We start from the raw sequence: 14554 nt of genomic DNA on the forward strand, positions 1-14554 counted from the left end.
TATATAACCGGCCCTTGCGGTGTTGTTCTGTCAACAGTTCACAACCTCGCACCGACAACCGGAGCCGGTTCGGCGCGCCCGGGCGCAATCGCTATCGTCAGGGTCATGACTTCCGCACCACACAGCACGTCGCAGGGCGCCCGCGATGTCACGCAGGCCGTCATCCTGGCCGGTGGGCAGGGCTCCCGGCTGCGGCCGTACACCGACGACCGGCCCAAGCCCATGGTGGAGATCCCGGGGACCGGGATCCCGATCATCGGGCACCAGCTGCAGTGGCTGGCCGCCGAGGGGGTCACCGACGCCGTGGTGTCGTGCGGGCACCTCGCCGAGGTGCTCCAGGACTGGCTGAAGTCCGCGGAACTGCCCTTGAACGTCTCGACCGTGGTGGAGACCGAGCCGCTGGGCCGCGGCGGCGGGCTGAAGTTCGCGGCGCGTGCGCTGCCGCGCCCGGACGAGCCGTGGTACGCGACCAATGGCGATATCTGGACGCGGTTCTCGTTGCGCGAAATGGCCGCCTTCCACGACGAGCGGCACGCTACCGCGACGCTGTCGCTGGCCCGGCCGCGCATCCCGTGGGGGGTCGTGGAGACCGACAAGTTCGGGCACGTGCTGGACTTCATCGAGGCGCCGCCGTCGCCGTACCTGATCAATGCGGGCGTGTACGTGTTCTCGCCGGAGTTCACCGCGCTGCTGCCGGACGTGGGCGACCACGAGCGGACCACGTTCCCGCGGCTGGCCCGGGAGCAGCGCCTGTCCGGCTTCCCGATCCCGCAGGGCGCGTACTGGCGGGCCATCGACACCGCGAAGGACCTGTCCGAGGCGGCGAAGGAACTGGCCGCGCTCAAGTAGCGATCCGGGCGGGCGCGCACGCGGGTGCGGGCAGGCACGGCCCAGGGCACGGTACGCGGCATCGACCGCCGCGTACCGTGCCTTTGCCGTTTCGGGTGCGCCCGGGGCTCGTGCCGGCGGTCAGCGCGAGGCGAGGAACGCCTCGACCTGCTCGTGGATGTAGGCGGTGTCCTCGTCGTCCATGCGGTGGTTCATCGGCACGATGAAGGCGTACTCCATGACGCGGTCGGCGTTGGGGTAGCCGTCCGGGTCGGCGCGGTGCGCGATGTCCTTGAAGCCGGGCTGGCGCAGGATGTTGCCGGACCAGACGGTGCGCGTGGAGATGCCGCGGTCCTCCAGGTACTGCTGCAGTTCGCCGCGGGAGAATCCGGCTTCGGGGTTGATGATGGCCGGGAAGTTGAGCCAGCCGGTGTCGAGGCCTTCGGTCTGGCGGGGCGGGATGAACGCCTCGGGGTGCTTGGCGAAGAAGGCGTGGTGGGCGGCGAAGTGCCGCTGCCGGGTGGCCAGGAAGCGCGGCAGCTTCTCCAGCTGGGCGAGGCCGAAGGCGGCGCCGAGTTCGCTGGGTTCGAAGTTCCAGCCGATCTCGTCGAAGATGAACAGGTTGTCGTAGAGCACGCCGTCGATCTCCTCGAAGAAGTCGCGGTTGCCCTTCTTGGAGCCGAACAGCTGGAGTTCGGAGCGGCGGCCCCAGCGGCGCAGCATGAGGCCGCGGTCGCGCAGCGCTTCGTCGTCGACGAGGACCATGCCGCCGTTGCCGGCGCAGGTGATGATGTGGCTCATCGCGAAGCTGGTGACCGAGATGTCGGCGCGGGTGCCGGTGGGGGTCCCGCGCAGGGTGGCGCCGAGGGCGTCGCAGGAGTCTTCGACGACGGCGAGGCCGTGCCGGTCGGCGATCTCGCGGATGCGGTCCCAGTCGGGGGCGTTGCCGGCCAGGTTGGGGGTGAGGATGGCCTTGGTGCGGGGGCCGATGAGGCCTTCGAGGCGGTCCACGTCGATCTGGAACGAGTCGGGGTCGACGTCGGCGAGGACCGGGACGAGGCCGGCCTTGACCATGGGGGCGATGTCGGTGGAGAAGGTGAGGGTCGAGGTGATGATCTCGTCGCCGGGTTCGAGGCGGAGGAGTTCGATGGCGAGGTAGAGGGCGGACGACCCGGAGTTGCACATGAGGCCGTGGCTCTTGCCGAAGAGTGCGGCGACCTTCTGCTCCATGGCGGCGACGTTGCGGCCGATGGTCATGGCGCTGGGCGGGCCGTTGAGGATGGCCAGCATGGCGTCTATCTCGGCCTGGTCGTGGACGCTTCCGGCGTACGGGATCTTGCGCATGGGTGCCGCCCCCTGGGTGGTGTCGGTGCGAGTGTGATGCTGTCCGGGTGCCGGGTGTGGAGCTGACGTCCCGTCACTGAATCCTTTTCATAGCTATCATGGCTATGATGGCGGGGCAAGGAAATGCGGAGGCGCGGCAGCGCCGCCGGAACAGGCTCGAGGAATCGGGGAGCACAGTGCGGTACACGACAGTGGGCACGTCGGGGCTGAAGGTCTCCGAGGTCGGTCTGGGCTGCAACAACTTCGGCATGCGCATAGAGGAGCCGGCCGCGCACAAGGTGGTGGGCGCCGCCCTCGATGCGGGCGTCACCTTCTTCGACACCGCCGACATGTACGGCGGCGGCCGGTCCGAGGAGATGCTCGGGCGTGCGCTGGGTGCCCGCCGCGACGACGTGGTGGTGGCGACCAAGTTCGGTGCGCCGAGCAAGGACGTGTACGGCGGCGGTGCGTCGCGGCGCCATGTCATGCGGGCCTGCGAGGCCAGCCTGCGGCGGTTGGGCACCGACCACATCGACCTGTACTACCTGCACTTCCCGGACCCGCAGACACCGGTCGACGAGACGCTCGCGGCGCTGGACGACCTGGTCCGGCAGGGCAAGGTCCGCTACATCGCGAACTCGAACCTGGCCGGCTGGGAGCTCGTGGACGCCGACCACATCGCGCGCAACGCGAACAGCGCCCGGTTCGTGGCCACCCAGCTGGAGTGGAGCCTGCTGTCCCGTGAGGTGGAGCGCGACACGGTGCCGGCCGCCCGGCACCTGGGCCTCGGGGTCATCCCGTACTTCCCGCTGAAGTCGGGGCTGCTGAGCGGCAAGTACCGGCGCGGGGCGGACTTCCCCGAGGGTTCCCGGCTGGCCGCGGGCCCGTGGTTCGCGAGTGTGGCCACCGACGAGAACTTCGCGATCGTCGAGCGGCTGACGGACTACGCCGAGGCGCACGGCCGGACGCTGCTGCAGCTGGCGCTGTCGTGGCTGGCCGCACAGCCCGAGGTGCCGTCGGTGCTGGTCGGTGCGACCACGCCGGAGCAGGTGCTGGCCAATGCGGAGGCGTTCGTGCCGCTGACCGCGGACGAGGTCGCCGAGATCGCCGCGCTGGCGGTGCCGGTGGAGGGCGGCCGGTGAGCGACCGTGTGCCGGGGGCCGGTCCGGCGTCCGGCGCCGCCGACCCGGTGCGGCCGCAGAGCGTCGCGGACGCGGTCGCGGGGCGGCTGCGCGCGCGGATCCTGGACGGGGTGATCCCGGACGGCGGGACGCTGCCCAAGCAGGACGACCTGATGGCCGAGTTCGGGGTCGGGCGCACGACGGTGCGGCAGGCGTTCCGGGTGCTGGAGACCGAGGGCCTGATCACGGTGCTGCGCGGCAACACCGGGGGTGCGGTCGTGCATGTGCCGCGGCCGGCGGATGCGGCGCACATGTTCGGCATGGTGATGCATGCCCGGCATGTGCCGCTGGCGGATCTGGCGGGGGCGCTGCGGCAGTTGGAGCCGGTGTGTGCGGCGTTGTGCGCGGCGCGCCCCGACCGGGATGCGGAGGTGCTGCCGCGGTTGCGGGAGGTGCATGCCCGGATGGCGGCGGCGCTGGACGACGGGCAGGCGTTCCTGCGCGAGAACCGGGCGTTCCACGAGGCGTTGGTGGAGTGCTGCGGGAACGCGACGATGCAGATTCTGCTGGGTGCGGTCGAGGTGCTGTGGGCCCGGCAGGAGCAGTCGTGGGCGGGTGCGGCGCTGGCCGATACCGGTCGCGGGGTGCGGGAGGCGGGTGTGCGGGTGCACGGCCGGCTGATCGATCTGATCGCGGCGGGGGACGAGGCCGAGGTGTACCGCGTGGCGGTGAGCCATATCGCGGAGGCGCAGGAGTATCCGCTGCGCGACCACAGCGAGCGCCCGGTGCGGGTCTGAGGGTCGGGACCGTCCGGGGTGGGGCCTGGTGCTTGCCGGCCCGCCCCGGACAGCCGTCTTCCGTCCGAGGCCGGTCCGGCACGCCACAGGGGGTGGCCATTGCCTGCCGCGCCCCTCACCCGCGGCCCCAAGGTGTCGGCTGCGGGCTGCCGTTCCTCCTCAGAAGGGGCTGGGCAGTCGCGGGATCGGCACGCTGATCACCGTCGGGCGGTCTGCGGCGAGTGCGTCGCGGAGGGCGGGGCCGAGGTCGGCGGGGGAGCCGACGGCGAGGCCGTAGGCGCCGAAGGAGCGGGCGAGGCGGGCCCAGTCGGGGTTGTGGAGGGTGGTGCCGATCTCCCGGCCGCCGAAGCGTTCGCGCTGGTCGCGGTTGGAGTTTCCGTAGGCGCCGTCGTCGAAGACGATGTTGACGGTGTTGATGCCGTATTGCACGGCGGTGGCCAACTCGGCGGCGGCGAAGAGGAATCCGCCGTCGCCGTTGACGGTGACGACGGGCAGGTCGGGGCGGGCGGCCTTGGCGCCGAGGCCGGTGGGGAAGGCGAATCCGAGGGTGCCCATGTACGAGGTGGCGAGGTAGCCGCGCGGGGTGTGCACGGGGTAGCGCATGTGGCACATGTAGCCGACGGTCGTGGTGCAGGGGATGAGGACGGCGTCGTCGGGGAGGGTGGCGCGCAGGGTGTCGACGATGGCGGCCTGGGGTCCGATGGCGGCGAGTTGGCGGTCGACGGTGGTGCGCATGGCCTGGGTCTCGGCGGTGCGGGAGGGCCGGGGCGGGCAGGTGCGGCGGAGTTCGGCGAGGAGGGCTTCGGCGGCGAGTGCGGCGTCCGCGGCGACGGCGACGGCGGCGGTGTGCTGCCGGTCGAATTCGGTGGGGTCGGCGTCGATGTGCACGAGGGGGATGTGCGGGGCGATGCCGGATCCGGTGAAGCGGGTGCCGATGGCGAGGACGGCGTCGGCGTCGTCGAGGACGGGGCGGAGGCGGGGGTTGAACCACATGGTGCCGACGCTGAGGGGGTGGCGGTCGTCGACGGCGCCTTTGCCTTCGCGGGTGGTGACGATGGGGGTCTGGAGGTGTTCGGCGATGGCGGTGAGTGCGGCGTGGGCGCCTGCGGTGACGGCGCCGCCGCCGGCCCACAGGAGGGGGCGTTCGGCGTTGCGGAGGAGTGCGGCGGCGGCGCGGACGGCGTCGGGGTCGGGGGCGGTGCGGCGGGGTTCGGCGGCGTCGAGGAGGGTGACGTCGGCTTTTTCGGCGAGGGCTTCGGGCGGGATGTCGAGGACGGCGGGGCGGGGGCGTCCGGTGCGCAGGGCGGCGAAGGCGCGGTGCACGGCGGCGGGGACGTCGGCGGCGTGCCGGATGCCTTGGGTGTGGCCGGCGACGGGGGCGACGATGTCGAGTTGGCGGTGGATTTCGTGGAGGGCGCCGGTGCCGCGGTCGATGGCGTCGCGGGGGATCTGCCCGGCGAGGAGCAGGACGGGCGAGGAGGCGGCGTAGGCGGTGGCGAGTCCGGCGCCGGCGTTGTAGAGGCCGATGCCGGGGACGACGAGGGCGCAGCCTTCGCGGCCGCTGATGCGGGCGTAGCCGTCGGCCATGTAGGTGGTGGCCTGTTCGTGGCGGGTGGTGGTGAAGGCGATGCCGGGTTCGTCGTGGAGGGCGTCGAGGAGGTGCATGATCTGGTCGCCGGGGAGGCCGAAGAGGCGGGTGACGCCTTCGCGGTGGAGTTGGGCGGCGAGGGCTTGGGCGCCGGTCATGAGGGTCATGCGGTTTCCCCGGGCGTCGCAGGGGCGGTGGCGGCGGTGCTGCCGAAGCGGGGGGTGCGGCGTTCCAGGAATGCGGTGACGGCTTCGCGGTGGTCGGCGGTGGTGAAGGTGAGGGCTTCGAGGGCGAGTGAGGTGTCGAGGAGCCTGCCGACGCGGTCGTCGAGTTCGGCGTTGGCGAGGCGTTTGTTGAAGCGCAGGGCGATCTGGGGTCCGCGGGCGAGGCGTTCGGCGAGTGCGGTGGCCTGGGCGAGGACGTCTTCGGCGGGGCAGACGTGGTTGACGAGGCCGAAGCGGAGGGCTTCGTCGGCGGTCATCATGTCGCCGGTCATGAGGTATTCCTTGCCGCGGTTGAGGCCGAGGAGGAGGGGCCACAGGATGGCGCCGCCGTCGCCGGCGACGAGGCCGGCGTTGACGTGGGGGTCGCCGATGCGGGCGGTGTCGGCGAGGAAGGTGACGTCGCAGAAGAGGGCGAGGGTGGCGCCGAGGCCGAGTGCGTCGCCGTTGATGGCGGCGATGACGGGCTGCGGTATGGCGAGTTGGGCGCGGACCAGGGCGGCGGATCCTTCGAGGAGTTCGGGGTTGCCGTCCGGGTAGCCGGTGGCGAGTTTGGCGTCCATGCCGGCGAAGTCGGCGCCGACGCAGAAGGCTTTGCCGCCGGCGCCGGTGAGGAGGACGACGTCGACGTGGTCGTCGGTGGCGATGCGGCGGAAGAGCGGGGTGAATTCGGCGTGCATCTCGGGGCTGATCGCGTTGCGGCGGGCCGGGCGGTCCAGCGTCACCGTGAGGATGCGGCCGCGTAGTTCGGTGCGCAGGTGGGTGAAGCCGTAGTGGTCGCCGTCGGCCATGCCGGTCTCCCTGGGGCAGGGGAGCGGCGGGGGTGGCGCTGCGTCCGCCTGCTCCGGTTCGGGGGCTTTCGTCGCGCGTGCCTGCCGGGCCGTGGGCGGTGCCGTGCTCGCTCGGGCTTCCGGCGGCGTGAGCCTATCATCCTCATCTTGTAATCATTATGATGATGGCGCTTGGCCGCCAGGAATCGCCGGAAGTGCCGGAAGGACTGCGTGTGATCCGCTTTGCCCAGCACGCCCGGCTTGCCGGGGCCTATCTGCCCGCGTACGGAGCGGTGGCCGGCGACGGGCCGCGTACCGGACTTGGGCGCGCCGCGCCGCATGTGAACCCGGCGACCGGGCGCGTGCAGGCGCAGGTGGCGATCGCCGGGCCGGAGGATGTGGACGAGGCGGTCGCGGCCGCCCGCGCGGCGCAGCGGGTTTGGCGGGCGACGCGGGTGGATCTGCGGCGGGACGCGCTGCTGCGGCTGGCCGGCCTGGTCCGGCGCGATGCGGGGCGGTTCGCCGCGCTGCTGACGCTGGAGGCGGCCGTCCCGGCGGCGACGGCGCAGGCGCTGCCCGCGCGGGCTGCGGACTACCTTGCGTACTACGCGGGGTACGCGGACAAGCTGGAGGGCCGGGTCGTCCCGGTCTTCCCGGAGGCGGCGTTCGACTACACGCTGCCGGAGCCGGTCGGTGTGGTGGCGGCGCTGACCACGTGGAACGGCGGTGTGTCGGCGCTGGCCCGCAAGGCGGCTCCGGCGCTGGCCGCGGGGTGCGCGGTGGTCGCCAAGCCGAGCGAACTGGCGCCGTTCTCGGCTTTGCTGCTGGGGGAGTTGGCCTTGGAGGCGGGGCTGCCGCCCGGTCTGCTGCAGGTGCTGCCGGGGGATGCGGAGGCGGGGGCGTACCTGGCCGGGCATCCCGGCATCGACAAGATCACTTTCACCGGCGGGTCGGCCGCGGGGCAGGCCGTGGCCCGGGCGGCGGCCGCGCACACCACTCCGATGCTCCTCGAACTCGGCGGCAAGTCGGCCAACTTGGTCTTTCCGGACGCCGACCTCGAGGCGGCGGCGCGGTTCGCCGCCGCGCTGCCGATGTCGATGGCCGGGCAGGGGTGCGTGTTCCCGACCCGGCTGTACGTGCACGAGGACGTGTACGCGCCGTTCCTGGACACGGTCGCGCGGACCGTCGCCGCGCTGCCCGTCGGGGACCCGCTGGACCCGGCGACCGCGGTCGGCCCGCTCATCTCGGCTGCGGCCCGCACCCGCGTCCTCGCCATGATCGACGCGGCTGCCAAGGACGCCGGCGCGGTGCGCGTCACCGGCGGCGCGGCCGGCACCGGGGACCTCGAGGCCGGCCATTTCGTGCACCCGTGCCTGGTCGAACAGCCGGACCACGACGCGGAGATCGCCCGCTGCGAGGTGTTCGGGCCGGTGCTGTGCGCATGGCCGTTCCGGGACGAGGCGCACGCCCTGGACCTGGCCAATGCCACCGGGTACGGCCTCGCCGGCTACGTGTTCACCCGCGATGTGGCCCGCGCGCACCGCGTGGCGGCCGCCTTGGACGCCGGGTACGTGTCGGTCAACGGGTTCGCCGCGCTGCCGGCGTCCGCGCCGTTCGGCGGCCGCCGCGGCAGCGGCCACGGCCGCGAGGGCGGCGCCGAGGGCCTCCGCGAGTTCGTGTCCTGGAAGAACGTGTACCTCGCCTGACCCGCCCGCGTCGCCGACCGCCGCCCCCGCACCTGTCCGCCCCCGAGCCGCGTACGGAGACCCGCCCTGTGACCGAAGCCAACGACAAGGTCTACATCCACGAGTTCGTCGACATCATCGGCCACAACCGCGCCGCGTACATGCACCACATGACCGCGAACTGGAGCCCCATCGCGCAGGACGAGCGCAACCAGCAGTGCTACGGCGTGTGGGGTGTGGTCGGCACCACCCGCGGCTGGCCGCAGGTCGTCAACCTGTGGGAAGAGGACGGCTTCGCCGGGCTGGCCCGGTCCTTCCGGCACGAGCTGGGCCATGCGAGCCTCCAGGACCCCAAGCTGGCCCGCTGGTGGTCCGCCGCGGCCGCGCTGCGCAGCGGCGGCACCGACCGCGTCCTCGTCCCCGCATCCTGGACGCCGACCATCGGGCAGCTGACCGCCGCGCACTCCGGGGCCCCGGACTGCTGGGCGCACGAGCAGGTCACGGTCGCCCCGGGCACGGCCGCCGACTACCTGGAGCGGGCCCGGGACGAGGCCGCGCCCGCGTACGCCGCGCACGGCTGGGAGCTGGTCGGCGGGTTCACCACCGCGATGCGCAACGACGACGAGGCGTTCCTGCTGTGGCGCATCCCGGCGTGGGAGCAGTGGGGTGCCGCGGAGGCCGCTGCGTCCACCGATGCCGCGCTCCTCAAGTGGCGCAGCCGCCGCCTGGGCCTGGTCGAGGACTTCCACCGGTTCCTGCTCGTGGACGCCCCGCTGTCCCCGCCGCGCACCGGCCGCCAGCCGCGCCGTGAAGACCGCACCGACTGGACCGACGAATGACCGCCGACTGAGCGAGGAGTGACCGAGATGATCCCGTGGCTGGTCGATCTGGACGCGCATGTCGTGGAGCCGCCGGATGTGTGGTCGTCGCGGCTGCCCGCGCGGTACCGGGATGCGGGGCCGCGCATCGAACTGCTGCCGGGGAGCGTGCCGGTGCTCACCGGCGGCACGTACCGCGAGGCGCCGGGCACCGAGGGGCCCGATGTCGCGTGGTGGCATTACGAGGACCACTACTACTCGGTGAAGCGCCTGATCGCCGCGGCCGGGTACCCGGCGGACGAGATCACGATGACCGGCATCACGTACGACGAGATGCGGCCGGGGTGCTGGCGTACCGCGGAGCGGCTTGCCGACATGGATGCGAACCATGTGCAGGCGCAGATGTGCTTCCCGAACTACCCGCGGTTCTGCGGGCAGTTGTTCCTGGGCGGCAAGGACCGCGAGCTGGCGCTGCTGTGCGTGCGCGCGTACAACGACTGGATGGTCGAGGAGTGGTGCGGCACTTCGGGCGGGCGGTTGATCCCGCTGTGCCTGATCCCTTTGTGGGACGCCGAGTTGGCGGCGGCCGAGGTACGGCGCAATGCGGCGCGCGGGGTGCGGGCGGTGGCGTTCAGCGAACTGCCGACGTATCTGGGCCTGCCGAGTATCTACTCCGGCTACTGGGAGCCTTTGTTCGAGGCGTGCGAGGAGACCGGCACGGTCCTGTCGATGCACATCGGGTCGGGCACCAAGACGCCGCAGGCGTCCCCGGACGGCCCGGATGCGGTCGCGTCGACGATCATCTTCGGGAACTCGGTGGCGTCGATGGCCGACTGGATGTTCTCCGGGGTGCTGCACCGGCGGCCGCGGCTGCAGCTGCTGTTCGCCGAGGCGCAGATCGGGTGGATCCCGTATCTGCTGGACCGCATCGACGACGTGTGGAGCACGCACCGCGGCTGGTCCGGCAGCCAGTCGCTGTGCCCGGAGCCGCCGTCGACGTACTACCACCGGCAGATGTTCTCGTGCTTCTTCAAGGACGCGGTCGGCGTGGAACTGCTGCACCGGGTCGGCGAGGACAACGTCGCGTTCGAGACCGACTATCCGCACCAGGACGGCACGTGGCCGCATTCGCGCAAGGCCGCCGAGGAGCAGTTCGGGCATTTGAGCCCGGAGTCGGTGCACAAGCTCGCCCGCGGCAACGCGATCCGGCTGCTCGGCCTGGACCTGCCGGAGCCGGAACCGGAACCCGCCGGACCGCGTGCGGGGGCGCGGTGATCCCCGCGACGCCCGCACCGCCGCATGTGCCGCTGGACCTGGGCCTGGACGCGGCCGCGGAGGAGTTCCGGCAGCAGGTGTGCGCGGAGCTGACCCGGGCGATGGCCGCGGACCGCACGGCCGGGCACCGCGATCCGGCGGACCGCACCGGGCTGGACGAGAAGTTCGAACGCCGGCTGCTGGCCCGGGCCGGCCGCCTGGGCTGGCTGGGCGTCTCGCTGCCCGCCGACGCCGGCGGCGCGGGCCGGCCGCCCGCGTGGGCGGCGGCGTTCGCGTACGAGGCGGCCTGGCACCACGCGCCGCTCGTCGACACCGGCGTGGTGCTCGCGTCCGCCCCGGTGATCGCGTACGGCACCGCGGCGCAGCGCGCCGAACTGCTGCCCGGGATGCTGGCCGGCACCGAGACGTGGTGCTGTGCGTACACCGAACTCTCTTCCGGGAACGACGTGTTCAATGGCCTCGCGGCTCGGGCCCGGCGGGACGAGGACGGGGTGTGGCGGCTGTCCGGGACGAAGGCGCTGGTCACCGGGGCCGCGAAGGCCGACCGGTGCCTGACGGTCGCGCGGACCCCGGCCGGGATCTCGATGTTCGTGGTCAACCTGCGCGGCCCGCGGCGCGGTGTCGCGGTCCGCGGCGTGCCGACCATCGCCGGGTACGCCCTGGACGAGGTGGTGTTCGAGGGCGCCGCGGCCGAACTGCTGGGGGAGGACGGTGCGGGGCGGCGGCAGGCGGCCCGCGCGGTGCGCGCCGAGCACGGCGGGATGTTCCAGCTCGGGTGGGCGCACCGCATCGCGGCCGACCTGACCGACCGGTACGGCGGGGTCCCGATGGCGGCGTCGGGGGCCGCCCTGGTCGAGGCGGATCCGCTGGTGCGCGAGCGGATCGGCGAGCTGTGGGCGCGGCTGTACGCGGGCCGCGCGACCGCGCTGGCGTCGGTCGCGGCGGCGCCGGGCGGGCGGCCCGAGCCGGTGGCGGCGCTGCTGGCCAAGGTCCGGCTCACCGAACTCCTCAAGGACGTCGCCCGGGACGCCGCGGCGGTGGCCTGCGCCGAGCCGTGCGCCGCAGAGGACGCGGAGGACGCGGCGGACCCGCCGGGCCCGTGGGAGGCGCGGTTCGCCGCGGAGGCGGTGCTGCGCCTGGACGGGCCGGTCAGCGTCGGCGCCAACGACCTGCACCGGGAGGCGATCGCGGCGTATGTGCTGGGCGAGCGCCGCTCGGCCGCGCCGATCCTCGACACCGACACCGACACCGACACCGACACCGACATCGACGGCGAAGTCGGCGACGGCCGGGAGAAGGACGGCGGCCCGGCTGCGCTCTCCCGGAGTGCGGTCCGCGCGGCGGCGCAGGCGCTGGCGCACACCGTCGCATACGTGCAAGCCCGGGCCGCCTACGGCACCACCCTGGCGCGCCTGCCTGTCGTGCGGCGGCGCCTCGCCGACATGTACGGCGACCTCGATGCCGCCCGGCGCCTGCTCGACGGCGTCGGCGCCTTTGCCCGGGACCCGGTGGAGGCGGCCGCGGCTGCGGAGGCACAGGCCGGCCGGCTGTGCCTGCGGGTCGTCGAGGACGCCGTGGAACTCTGCGGCGGGCACGGTTACTTGGCCGAGTCCGGTCTCGGGGACTGCTACCGGGCCGCGTGGGCGGCCGCGCGCCGCGCCGACTACGGGCCCGTCGCGATCGGTCTTGCGCGCCGCGCGCGCTGGGCGCGCGAAGGCCTCGCCTGACGGGCGGGAGCGCGGCGGCCCACGCGACCCGGTATCAGTCCTTCGTGTCCGCGGACGCGGGGGACGCGGGGGAGTGGCCGGGCAGCGGCTTGGCCATGCAGATGCTCGCCGGGCTGTCCCGGTAGTAGCCGAACTTGGGGAGGTCGACGTAGCCGCACGAGCGGTACAGCGCGATGGCTTCCTGCTGCCGGTCGCCGGTCTCCAGGATCATGCGGGTCTGGCCGGCTGCCGCGGCGCGGGACTCGAGCTCGGCGAGCATCGCGCGGGCCAGGCCGCGGCCGCGGGCCTCGGGGCGGACGTACATGCGCTTGATCTCGGCGTCGGACGCGCTCAGCCCGGGCTCGTCCGGGTAGTCGGCCTTGCGCCAGCCGCCGCAGGCCAGTGCGCGGCCGTCCTCGTAGCGGACCAGGAACAGCCCGGTGGGCGGGTCGAAGTCGGACTCGTCGACCAGCGTCTCGTCGGGGCTGCCGTAGCGCTCGACGTAGATCTGCTGCACCTCGTCGCAGAGCTTGCGGACGTCGGGGTGCTGGTAGCCGAGGGCGATGTAGTCCATTCGGGAACGGTAACCCGGCGCTCAAGCGAATTTCCGGCGGGGACCGCGCGGACGCATAGTGCGACTCTTGACCTCGTCAGACATTGCGGCTGGACTCGGGGGGCCCAGTCCGGACCCGTCCGAGTGAGGACCGCCCGTGCGCATCCCCCGCCACACCCTCGTGCAGTTCAGCGACGTGCACATCGTGCCCGAGAACGAGCTGCTGATGGGGACCCTCGACACCCTCGCGCAGATGCGCCACGCGCTGGAGGCCGTCGAGGAGGCGGACATGGACCCGGTGGCGCTGCTGTTCACCGGCGACCTCGCGGACACCGGCGACGTGCGGGCGTACCGCCGGCTGCGTGCGCTGGTCGAGCCCGCCGCGGCGCGGATCGGCGCCCCGGCGGTGTACGGCATGGGCAACCACGACAACCGCGAGGCGTTCCGCGAAGGCCTGCTGGAGACCGACCCGAGCGGTATCGAGCACGACTTCGTGCACCAGGCCGGGGACGTGCGCGTGGTGGTGCTGGACAGCACCACGCCGGGCAGCCACGGCGGCGCACTGACCGGTGACCAGCTGGAGTGGCTGCGCGCGGTGCTGGCCGAGCCCGCCCCGGCCGGGACCGTGCTGGCCCTGCACCACCCGCCGATCCCGACGCCGCTGGCGTTCCTGGAGCGGCTCTCGCTCAAGGCGCCCGAGGAGCTCGGGCGCGTGGTCGCGGGCACCGACGTCAAGATCATCCTGACCGGGCACAACCACCACGCGACGTGCGGCGTGCTGGCCGGGGTGCCGGTGTGGTCCGCCCCTGCGGTGGCGTACCGCGCGGACGTGTTCCCGCCGGCCGGCACGTACCAGGGCGTCACCGGGGTCGGGTACACACGTGTGGACCTGTACGAGGACTGCGCGACGGCCACGTTCGTGCCGGTCGGCCCGGTGGAGCGGGTGTACCACTACGAGCGCGCGAAGGTCGACAAGTACCTGGCCGCCAACGAGCACTGAGCCCCGTCGCCCGGACTGCCGCCGGGGCCGGTCACCCGCAGAAGCGGGACGCCGGCCGCCACGGCGGCAGGACGGGCGGCCGCGGCACGGCCTGCGTACTCCTGCTCGACCTCCTGCTCGACCTCTTGCTCGACGCAGCCCCCTGAGCGTCCCGGCGCGTTCTCATGGCCCCAGGTTCCCGCGCTTTTTGGACAGGGTCTTGGACGAATGGGAACCCCGTGTGCGGAAATCCGGGCGGACACCGCAACCGCCGGGTGGGTCGCGGATGTTGCGCCGAAGGTCCCACGCCGGCCGGGCAGGCCGGGTTAGGGTCCGGATTCAAGCAAGCGCTCGAAACAGCACCCGGACGAACCACGCCCGCGAAGGGGACTTCTGGCATGAGCACCGGCGAAGGCACGTACGAAGGATTCACGGCCGAGGAACGCGCCGCGATGAAGGAGCACGCACAGGAGGGCAAGAAGGCCGCCCGCCGCGCCTCCAAGGCCGACAAGGCCGCCGAGGCGGAGCGCGACGTGGTCGCGAAGATCGCCGAGATGCAGGAATCCGACCGCGTGATGGCCGAGCGCATCCACGCGATCGTCAAGGAGCACGCGCCCGAGCTGGCCCCCAAGCTCTGGTACGGCATGCCCGCGTACGCGCTGGACGGCAAGGTCGTGTGCTTCTTCCAGAGCGCGGAGAAGTTCAAGGCCCGGTACGCCACCTTCGGCTTCAACGACACCGCGAAGCTGGACGACGGCACCATGTGGCCGACCGCGTTCGGGCTGACCGAGGTGACCCCCGAGGTGGAGAAGCGCATCGCCGCGCTCGTGAAGCAGTCGGTCGCCTGACCCGCGGTACCCGTACGTACCCGCGGGCCGGACCGGCCCCGG

The 14554-nt window shown here is 72.9% G+C and carries 12 protein-coding genes and 1 pseudogene; 9 read left to right on the forward strand and 4 right to left on the reverse strand.

The features are described 5' to 3' along the window. Positions 1-105 precede the first annotated feature (105 nt). On the forward strand, positions 106-849 hold the full coding sequence (locus tag LZ495_RS10505) for a nucleotidyltransferase family protein (RefSeq protein ID WP_235051801.1): 744 nt from the start codon (positions 106-108) through the stop codon (positions 847-849). 120 nt (positions 850-969) lie between these two features. On the opposite strand, the pseudogene LZ495_RS10510 reads toward LZ495_RS10505, so the two are convergent. Next, a pseudogene (locus LZ495_RS10510) lies at positions 970-2184 on the reverse strand (DegT/DnrJ/EryC1/StrS family aminotransferase); the annotation flags it as partial. Positions 2185-2348: 164 nt separating this feature from the next. Between LZ495_RS10510 and LZ495_RS10515 the strand changes: the two are divergent. Together LZ495_RS10515 and LZ495_RS44780 are read left to right on the forward strand one after the other, a co-directional pair. Beyond that, a complete protein-coding gene (locus tag LZ495_RS10515; protein ID WP_235051803.1) occupies positions 2349-3293 on the forward strand; it encodes an aldo/keto reductase in 945 nt (314 codons plus the stop codon). Continuing rightward, positions 3290-4069, forward strand: coding sequence for a FadR/GntR family transcriptional regulator (locus LZ495_RS44780; protein WP_235051804.1), 780 nt, complete (start codon positions 3290-3292; stop codon positions 4067-4069). The genes LZ495_RS10515 and LZ495_RS44780 overlap by 4 nt, the downstream gene beginning before the upstream one ends. A gap of 159 nt (positions 4070-4228) precedes the next feature. Here LZ495_RS44780 and LZ495_RS10525 read toward each other — a convergent pair whose 3' ends face one another. Together LZ495_RS10525 and LZ495_RS10530 are read right to left on the reverse strand one after the other, a co-directional pair. Beyond that, positions 4229-5824, reverse strand: coding sequence for a thiamine pyrophosphate-binding protein (locus LZ495_RS10525; RefSeq protein WP_235051805.1), 1596 nt, complete (start codon positions 5822-5824; stop codon positions 4229-4231). Further along, positions 5821-6669, reverse strand: a complete 849-nt coding sequence (locus tag LZ495_RS10530) for an enoyl-CoA hydratase/isomerase family protein (RefSeq protein WP_235051806.1) — start codon at positions 6667-6669, stop codon at positions 5821-5823. The genes LZ495_RS10525 and LZ495_RS10530 overlap by 4 nt, the downstream gene beginning before the upstream one ends. A 212-nt stretch (positions 6670-6881) precedes the next feature. Between LZ495_RS10530 and LZ495_RS10535 the strand changes: the two genes are divergently transcribed. From LZ495_RS10535 to LZ495_RS10550, 4 genes are all read left to right on the forward strand, one after another. Then, positions 6882-8354 carry an aldehyde dehydrogenase family protein gene (locus LZ495_RS10535; protein WP_235051807.1) on the forward strand — a complete coding sequence of 491 codons (1473 nt, stop codon included), beginning with the start codon at positions 6882-6884 and terminating at the stop codon, positions 8352-8354. A gap of 68 nt (positions 8355-8422) precedes the next feature. After that, positions 8423-9172, forward strand: a complete 750-nt coding sequence (locus LZ495_RS10540; protein ID WP_235051808.1) for a hypothetical protein — start codon at positions 8423-8425, stop codon at positions 9170-9172. A gap of 27 nt (positions 9173-9199) precedes the next feature. Continuing rightward, positions 9200-10426, forward strand: a complete 1227-nt coding sequence (locus LZ495_RS10545) for an amidohydrolase family protein (protein ID WP_235051953.1) — start codon at positions 9200-9202, stop codon at positions 10424-10426. Beyond that, entirely contained in the window at positions 10423-12153 is a 1731-nt protein-coding gene (locus LZ495_RS10550; RefSeq protein WP_235051809.1) for an acyl-CoA dehydrogenase family protein, read from the forward strand. Before LZ495_RS10545 ends, LZ495_RS10550 begins: the two co-directional genes overlap by 4 nt. 34 nt (positions 12154-12187) lie before the next feature. Here LZ495_RS10550 and LZ495_RS10555 read toward each other — a convergent pair whose 3' ends face one another. Beyond that, positions 12188-12706 (reverse strand): GNAT family N-acetyltransferase, encoded by a 519-nt coding sequence (locus LZ495_RS10555; RefSeq protein ID WP_235051810.1) that lies wholly within the window; start codon positions 12704-12706, stop codon positions 12188-12190. A gap of 136 nt (positions 12707-12842) precedes the next feature. Between LZ495_RS10555 and LZ495_RS10560 the strand changes: the two genes are divergently transcribed. Then, a complete protein-coding gene (locus tag LZ495_RS10560) occupies positions 12843-13685 on the forward strand; it encodes a metallophosphoesterase (RefSeq protein WP_235051811.1) in 843 nt (280 codons plus the stop codon). Positions 13686-14062: 377 nt separating this feature from the next. Beyond that, positions 14063-14512, forward strand: coding sequence for an iron chaperone (locus LZ495_RS10565; protein ID WP_235051812.1), 450 nt, complete (start codon positions 14063-14065; stop codon positions 14510-14512). The last annotated feature ends 42 nt before the right edge of the window (positions 14513-14554 follow it).

Origin of the sequence: Yinghuangia soli (assembly GCF_021502675.1) — a bacterium.
GTDB classification, from domain to species: domain Bacteria; phylum Actinomycetota; class Actinomycetes; order Streptomycetales; family Streptomycetaceae; genus Yinghuangia; species Yinghuangia soli.

What these genes read in the sequence shown, in the direction of transcription:
- LZ495_RS10505 (WP_235051801.1), top strand. Translation starts at nt 106, where the DNA reads ATGACTTCCGCACCACACAGCACGTCGCAGGGCGCCCGCGATGTCACG.
- LZ495_RS10525 (WP_235051805.1), bottom strand. Translation starts at nt 5,824, where the DNA reads ATGACCCTCATGACCGGCGCCCAAGCCCTCGCCGCCCAACTCCACCGC.
- LZ495_RS10530 (WP_235051806.1), bottom strand. Translation starts at nt 6,669, where the DNA reads ATGGCCGACGGCGACCACTACGGCTTCACCCACCTGCGCACCGAACTA.
- LZ495_RS10545 (WP_235051953.1), top strand. Translation starts at nt 9,200, where the DNA reads ATGATCCCGTGGCTGGTCGATCTGGACGCGCATGTCGTGGAGCCGCCG.
- LZ495_RS10555 (WP_235051810.1), bottom strand. Translation starts at nt 12,706, where the DNA reads ATGGACTACATCGCCCTCGGCTACCAGCACCCCGACGTCCGCAAGCTC.
- LZ495_RS10565 (WP_235051812.1), top strand. Translation starts at nt 14,063, where the DNA reads ATGAGCACCGGCGAAGGCACGTACGAAGGATTCACGGCCGAGGAACGC.